Source organism: Rhodococcus sp. EPR-134 (genome assembly GCF_001647205.1).
Lineage (GTDB): Bacteria > Actinomycetota > Actinomycetes > Mycobacteriales > Mycobacteriaceae > Rhodococcus_F > Rhodococcus_F qingshengii.
Genome location: NZ_LVCT01000558.1, coordinates 1 through 6,355 on the forward strand (window position 1 = coordinate 1; position 6,355 = coordinate 6,355).

Here is a 6,355-nt window from a genome sequence, read left to right on the forward strand (position 1 = left end):
CGGTCGGCGACACGTTCGACTACGACGGTAAGCACGTGCAGATCAAGAACTCTCCCGCGCTTCCCAAACCGCACCAGGTCGACGGTCCGCCGATCCTGATCGGTGGCACGGGCAAGAAGAAGACTCCAGCGCTCGCCGCTCGGTTCGCAAACGAGTTCAACATCCCGTTCAAGTCCCTCGAGGAAACGAAGGACATCTTTGCGCGGGTTCGTCAGGCTTGCGTCGAGCACGAGCGCGATCCGAACGAATTGGTGTACTCCAACGCTCTCGTCCTGTGCTGCGGCCGCGACGAGGCGGAGATCAAGAAGCGCGCCGAGGCTATCGGACGCGACGTCGACGAGCTACGTGAGAACGGTCTGGCCGGAACACCTTCGGAGCTGGTCGACAAGATCGGCACTTTCGCCGAGGCCGGTTCACAGCGCGTGTATCTGCAGACTCTCGATCTCGCCGATCTGGATCATCTCGAACTCGTCGCAAGCGAGGTCATGCCCCAACTGCAGTAAAGAATGGGCCGGGATCTACAGCGCGTTCGCGTCGAGGAACGCGCGTAGGTCTCGGTCCCACTGGGCCGAGCGGGAACGGTCGAGAAAGACGCGCACCAGCATGAAAGCGATGACCAGCAGCGACATCACGCTGAACCAGGTGAAAACCCCGGTCACCACGGCTGCGACGTCGGCAGCGCTCTGAGTGATCGGAGCTACGGTCTTGTCGCCCTGATCATTGACGTAGATGGGGACCTCGGTGCCGGCGGGCGTCGCCGAGTCGACAGTGACATCACCCGTATGAACCTGGCCGTTCCAGTTCCACTGCGCGCTGGCCATTTCGGTGGGCGGCGCAATGTAATCGGCTGTCGAGGCGGTGGTCTGCGTCGAATCTGCAGTCGTCGTCGCCGAAATGCTGTGTAATTCGGCGGATTGTTTGGCGATCAGTGCGTTCTGGCTCGAAGCAGTCGCAGCCCCTGCCCATACCGCGAGAGGCAGCAGAAGAATCGCGAAAATGATCAGACCGAAGGACATGAACCCTTCGATCCGATCACTGCGGCGAACCATCGGATCGTGGCCTACATGAATGGTGCGTCGGAGCAGCGACGCAGTTCCTCGCGTACTACCTGACATTGTGAGCTCAGTTCTCTCGACGACACACTCTTACATCGAGATTCCCTTTGTTTCGATCTAGTTGCAAGTGTTAACGAGCTGGATCACATGTGTCCTCCAACACCTGTCCAGTTATTCGCTCGGCGGAAGGATGTCCGTCTGCGCCGGAACCTGATCCTGACGGAGCAATCCGACCGGGCAACTGACGCCCGTGGCATGCACCGGGCAGTAACCGCCGGGATTCTTCGCCAGATACTGCTGGTGGTAATCCTCCGCGTAGAAGAAGTCGCGCAGCGGGCCGATTTCGGTGGTGATCGCTCCATATCCGGCTTCGGCAAGCCGTTCACCGAAAGCGACGGCCGACGCATGAGCGATTTCTTCCTGCTCCGCGGACGTCGTGAAGATCGCCGAACGGTACTGCGAGCCCTGGTCGTTACCCTGACGCATCCCCTGCGTCGGATCGTGGTTCTCCCAGAAGTGCGCCAGGATCTGCTCGTAGGAGATCACTGCGGGATCGAAGACCACCAGCACGACTTCGGTGTGACCCGTACGTCCGGAGCACGTCTCTTCGTACGTCGGGTTGGGCGTGAAGCCGCCCGCATAACCCGCAGCGGTCGTGTACACGCCGGGAAGCTGCCAGAACTCCTTCTCGGCGCCCCAGAAACAACCCATCCCTACGACGACGGTCTGCAGTTCGGCCGGAAACGGCGGCGTCAACGGATGCCCGTTGACGTAGTGCGCGGTCGGAACCGGCATTTTCTGCTCTCGGCCCGGGAGTGCGTCCTCAGGCGCGATCAGCGTGGATCTTGCGGACGCTCGTCCCAGAATGTCGTCGTACCAGCTCATGCTTCGATGCTACGCGCGAGCGACTGTTTCGCCACGCCGTGATCGCGCGGGCGCCGGGCAGCTCCACCCACCGGTAGCCGATTTCTGCTACCGCGGCCGTGGCCAGAAGGAAGAGCGCAAACGCCAGCGTCGGTCCGACGTACAAAACAGTGTTCTCGACGACGCGGTACAGGATCAGGGTGTGCACGAGATAGATGACGTAACTACGCGTCGAGAGCCACTTCACGATCGGCCAGCGCGTCGGGACGCCGTCGTAGCGGCCGATGAGAACTACCGCTGCAGCGACTACCGAAATGGTCCACAGATAGTGCTCACCGGCCCAGTAGACGCGGAACTGGGTCGCCACGATGATGACGTGCATCTGGACGAGGACGGCCGCGATCAGCCAGCGGCCGGGAGCGAGCTTCGCCCACGCGAGGTACATGATCTGGCCGAGGAAGACGGCCGGCAGCGTCGCGGCGATCTTGGACAGCATCGGCACGGTGTACGGCAGCGGCGCGTAGACGTTGTAGAGCAGCACCAGCGAGCACAGCGCACCACCGGCGAGCGGCATGACGATCGGTCGCAGCCGCAGTATCGGGCGAGCCGCTACACATGCGAGATAAAAGAGGAATTGAACGGTGAGTGTCCAGGTCACTCCCAGAACTGCTACCTCGGGCTTGAGAAAGAATCCGCCGAGAAAAAAGCTCATCAACGCTTCGGTATCGGAAATACCTTCCTGACCGCTGAACATTCCGTTGATTCCGAGGCGGACCAGAAGAATGGCAATCGCGGTCGCCACCCAGAATGCGGGCAGCAGTCGACTGAATCGGTTGGTCAAGAACTTTCCGGGGCCGTCGCGAATCGCGGATCGCGTCACCAGAGCACCGGTAAGCATCATGAATACTGCGACGCCGACAAAAGAGAGGTGCTGGTTGAGTTCGGCAGGCTCGATCAAAACGCCGTAGACGACGTCGATCACCCACCAACCCGAGCCGAGATCGTCGATGACGTAGAAAGAGATGTGGGAGTAGATCACGGCGGCAACCGCCAGGGCTCGCAACAGGTCAGCGCCCGGAAGATTCACCCGAGGCGCGGCCGCCTCTGGTGATTCCGGGAGGAAAACTGGTGCGGGCATCGCGCAAGTTTAAGGTTCCGTTCACCTTTACGACGAATTTGCGCATATTAGCTTACCCTTAGATCGGGGCAAGTTCGGTTTCCCAAACTTTATTCTTTGGTGATTACTACCTGAGCCGGACTGTTGCGGACGGTGTACGAATGTTATTGGGTGGAAACCCGAAGAATGATTTGCACATACGCGAGTGACGTCACGCCGTGACCGGTGATCGACGCACTCTAAAGCACCAGGGCTCACCAGCCCGCAAAGAAGGGACCCTCGTGTCTGTTTACACGCTGCCGGAACTCCCCTACGACTACGCAGCCCTCGAGCCGCACATCTCGGGCAAGATCATGGAGCTGCATCACGACAAGCACCACGCGGCTTACGTTGCCGGTGCCAACGCTGCACTCGAGAAGCTGGCCGAGGCTCGTGAGAACGACACCATCGCAGCGCAGGCCAACCTGCTCGAGAAGAACCTGGCGTTCCACCTCGGTGGCCACACCAACCACACCGTTTTCTGGAACAACCTCAGCGCTGACGGTGGCGACAAGCCCGAAGGTGAACTCGCCGCAGCGATCGACGACAACTTCGGTTCGTTCGATCTCTTCCGCGCTCACTTCTCCGCGAACGCCAACGCCATCCAGGGCTCCGGCTGGTCCATCCTCGCGTGGGACTCGATCGGACAGCGTCTGATCATCGTCCAGCTCTACGATCAGCAGGGCAACATCTCCATCGGCCTCACGCCGCTGCTGCTCCTCGACATGTGGGAGCACGCTTTCTACCTCGACTACCAGAACGTCAAGGGCGACTACGTCAAGGCATTCTGGAACATCGTCAACTGGAACGACGTTTCGGCTCGCTTCGACCGTGCACGTACCCAGACCGCAGGTCTGATCGTCTAGTCACGCTCTTCTTGCGAACGGCGGCGCCTCACCAGGGGCGCCGCCGTTCGTGTCAGCAGAGCACCACCGAGCAGGACCGTCGTGGCTCCGAAGACCAATGCCAGTGTGCGAGTTCCGGAGTCACCGCTGCCCGCGGTGGTCTGATTCACGGCCACCGGATCCGACAGCACCGAGGTCAGCTGAACCTGCTGCGGGGTGGTCATCGCGGGAATACCGGATTTTGCGCCGTCGAGGCCCGTGACCAGTGACTTGGCGATTCCTTGCAGCGTCGTGAATCCCTGGGTGATCTGATCGGTCACGTCACCGAGCATCTGCGGCGCCTGATCAGCGATGGGAATGAGGCCGTCGTTCAATTGTCCGGCAGCACTGCTCAGTTGATCGCTCGCGCCTTGCAGCTGCCCGACAGCGGTGCGGACTAGATCACCGAGCTCCGTATCGGGCCCGACCGAGCCACCCAACAGCGCCGGAACGGTGCCCAGTTGCGCATTCAGCGCCCCGAGATCCGAACTCACACCGGCCAGTTGCGCTGTCACGTCAGGCGGGATCGGAAGGCCGTTCAGCGCAGTCTGCAGCGTGTCGATTCGTGTCTTCAGTTCCGCGGTCGAGGACGACGCCTCCCCAAGCGTCAGGCCCAGTGAGTCCGCGCGCGTGGCCAGCTCTTCCGCCGACCCCGACGCCTGATCGACAACACCGGACACCTGATCCGCGACGCTCATCAGCTCCAACGCCCCGGACCGTGCGGTCTCGAGGTACGGCAGCAGAGTGCCTGCGCCTGCTTTCACCTGATCGATGGACTTTCCGGCCTCGTTGGTTCCGGCGACCAGAATCTGTGCGGTGGTGAGGTTTTGATCGATCGAGCGTCTGGCGGCCGACGTCTGAGCCAGCAGGCCCCTGATGCCGTCCGCGCCGACCTGCGCCGACACGGCCCGAGTCAACTCGGCCGACTTCTCCGAATCCGAGCCCTTCACCTCGAGGTCGACGCTCGCCTGCCGTGGATCCATGCCGAACATCGACGCGACGGTTTCGCTGAAGTCCTCCGGCACGGTCAACGTCGCGAAGTAGTTCCCGCCGGGGTTGTCGACCACCTGGAAGTCGAAGTCTTCGTTCTTGCCCAACGTGTCCACCAGCGTGTCGCCGGCCCGAAGTTCCTTGCCGTCGAGCGTGGTTCCCGCATCGGCGTTCACGATCGCGACGGTGTTCGAGGTGTCGGCACCGCCCGCGAAGATCACGAATCCGATCCCCGCCACCGCAGCCGCGACGATCGCGGCCACACCACCGACTGCCAGCCGTCGACCGAGTCGTGACGGCCGGCGATGGGAGTTTTCTGTGGTGTTCTCGGCGCTCATGGGCGAGACGATAAAGCAACAACTTGTAGAAACACTGAGAGCCCTAGCCTGCGGACGTGGCCGGCTTCTCAGACTCCTCGGGTTCCTCCTTCGACATGTCCCGAGGGCCACTGATCAGGATGTCGGCCCAGCGCGTGGCTGGGTCGATGTCGAGCAGGACGGCCTTCACCAACAACGAGAGCGGGATCGCCAGCAGCGCTCCGAGCGCCCCGAGAACCCACGACCAGAAGACAAGTGAGAGGAACGTCATCGTCACCGACAGTCCGACGGCGTCGCCGACGAACTTGGGTTGGATGATGGACTGGATCACGAAGTTGATGACGGAGTAGACGACGATCACCCACAGCATCAGCCACGGCCCGCCCTGCAACAGTCCCAGGAGCGCCGGTGGAATCACGCCGATGACGAACCCGATGTTGGGGATGTAGTTGGTGATGAAGGACAGCAACGCCCACAGGACGGGCAGCTGAATGCCCATGAGCCACAGCGCGCCACCGTCGAGTACCGCCACGATGAGACCGAAGACCGTCGAGACCACCAGGTATTTGCGAGTTCCGGCGGCAAAGGTGGAGAGCGCGTAGGAGATTTCGGGACGTTGCTCGGACAACACATGCAACCGCGAGCGGATGCTCATGCCGTCGAAGGCCATGAACAGCAACAACGCGAGAATGAACACCAGATCCGACAGGATGCCGAGCAGGCCCTCCAGTCCGCTTTCGAGGACGCCCACAACCTTCGTGAGATCGACACTGCTGAGCGTGCTTTGGATCTGTTCGGTGCTCACGCCGAAGTCGGCCAACTTGTCGCGGCCCTCGTTGAGGAGGTTGGTCATCTCCTCGGAGTACTGCGGCAGGATCGTCGCCAACTGAGCCGTCGACACGATCAACGACGCCGCCAACCCGAGCAGGATCAAGTACACGGTGACCAGTGAGCCGAGCATCCCGACCCACTTGGGCCACCCTCGGCGCTGTGACCAATCCTGAATGGGCTGAACGGCAATCGTCAGCACCAGGGCCAGGAATACCGGTCCGAGGATGCCGCCGAACACCTTCATTCCGCCGACGGCGA

General features: G+C 61.7%; 7 protein-coding genes. 2 read left to right on the top strand and 5 right to left on the bottom strand.

Features of this window, described 5'->3' with window-relative positions; all coding sequences use genetic code 11:
- A partial coding sequence (locus A2J01_RS24985; RefSeq protein WP_156519398.1) for an LLM class flavin-dependent oxidoreductase occupies positions 1 to 503 on the top strand: 503 nt, incomplete at its 5' end.
- 15 nt (positions 504 to 518) lie between these two features.
- On the opposite strand, the gene A2J01_RS24990 is transcribed toward A2J01_RS24985, so the two are convergent.
- The 3 genes from A2J01_RS24990 to A2J01_RS25000 all read right to left on the bottom strand — a co-directional run bounded on the left by A2J01_RS24990 (position 519) and on the right by A2J01_RS25000 (position 3,057).
- A complete protein-coding gene (locus A2J01_RS24990; protein WP_231915903.1) occupies positions 519 to 1,115 on the bottom strand; it encodes an Rv1733c family protein in 597 nt (198 codons plus the stop codon).
- Between the two features lie 111 nt (positions 1,116 to 1,226).
- Positions 1,227 to 1,940: a peptide-methionine (S)-S-oxide reductase MsrA gene (gene msrA, locus A2J01_RS24995; RefSeq protein WP_064113818.1), complete on the bottom strand. Its 714-nt coding sequence runs from the start codon at positions 1,938 to 1,940 to the stop codon at positions 1,227 to 1,229.
- Positions 1,879 to 3,057, bottom strand: a complete 1,179-nt coding sequence (locus tag A2J01_RS25000) for an acyltransferase family protein (RefSeq protein WP_191908652.1) — start codon at positions 3,055 to 3,057, stop codon at positions 1,879 to 1,881. The genes msrA and A2J01_RS25000 overlap by 62 nt, the downstream gene beginning before the upstream one ends.
- A gap of 260 nt (positions 3,058 to 3,317) precedes the next feature.
- Here A2J01_RS25000 and A2J01_RS25005 point away from each other — a divergent pair, with 260 nt between their 5' ends.
- A complete protein-coding gene (locus tag A2J01_RS25005) occupies positions 3,318 to 3,941 on the top strand; it encodes a superoxide dismutase (protein WP_003944189.1) in 624 nt (207 codons plus the stop codon).
- On the opposite strand, the gene A2J01_RS25010 is transcribed toward A2J01_RS25005, so the two are convergent.
- The gene (locus tag A2J01_RS25010; RefSeq protein ID WP_064113819.1) at positions 3,938 to 5,287 is read right to left on the bottom strand and encodes a hypothetical protein; all 1,350 of its coding nucleotides are present in this window, start codon (positions 5,285 to 5,287) and stop codon (positions 3,938 to 3,940) included. The genes A2J01_RS25005 and A2J01_RS25010 overlap by 4 nt on opposite strands.
- Positions 5,288 to 5,330: 43 nt before the next feature.
- The coding region (locus tag A2J01_RS25015; RefSeq protein ID WP_064113821.1) for an AI-2E family transporter at positions 5,331 to 6,355 on the bottom strand (1,025 nt) is incomplete at its 5' end.

Coding starts and splice junctions, on each gene's coding strand:
- A2J01_RS24990 (WP_231915903.1), bottom strand. CDS start 1,115: ATGTCAGGTAGTACGCGAGGAACTGCGTCGCTGCTCCGACGCACCATT.
- msrA (WP_064113818.1), bottom strand. CDS start 1,940: ATGAGCTGGTACGACGACATTCTGGGACGAGCGTCCGCAAGATCCACG.
- A2J01_RS25000 (WP_191908652.1), bottom strand. CDS start 3,057: ATGCCCGCACCAGTTTTCCTCCCGGAATCACCAGAGGCGGCCGCGCCT.
- A2J01_RS25010 (WP_064113819.1), bottom strand. CDS start 5,287: ATGAGCGCCGAGAACACCACAGAAAACTCCCATCGCCGGCCGTCACGA.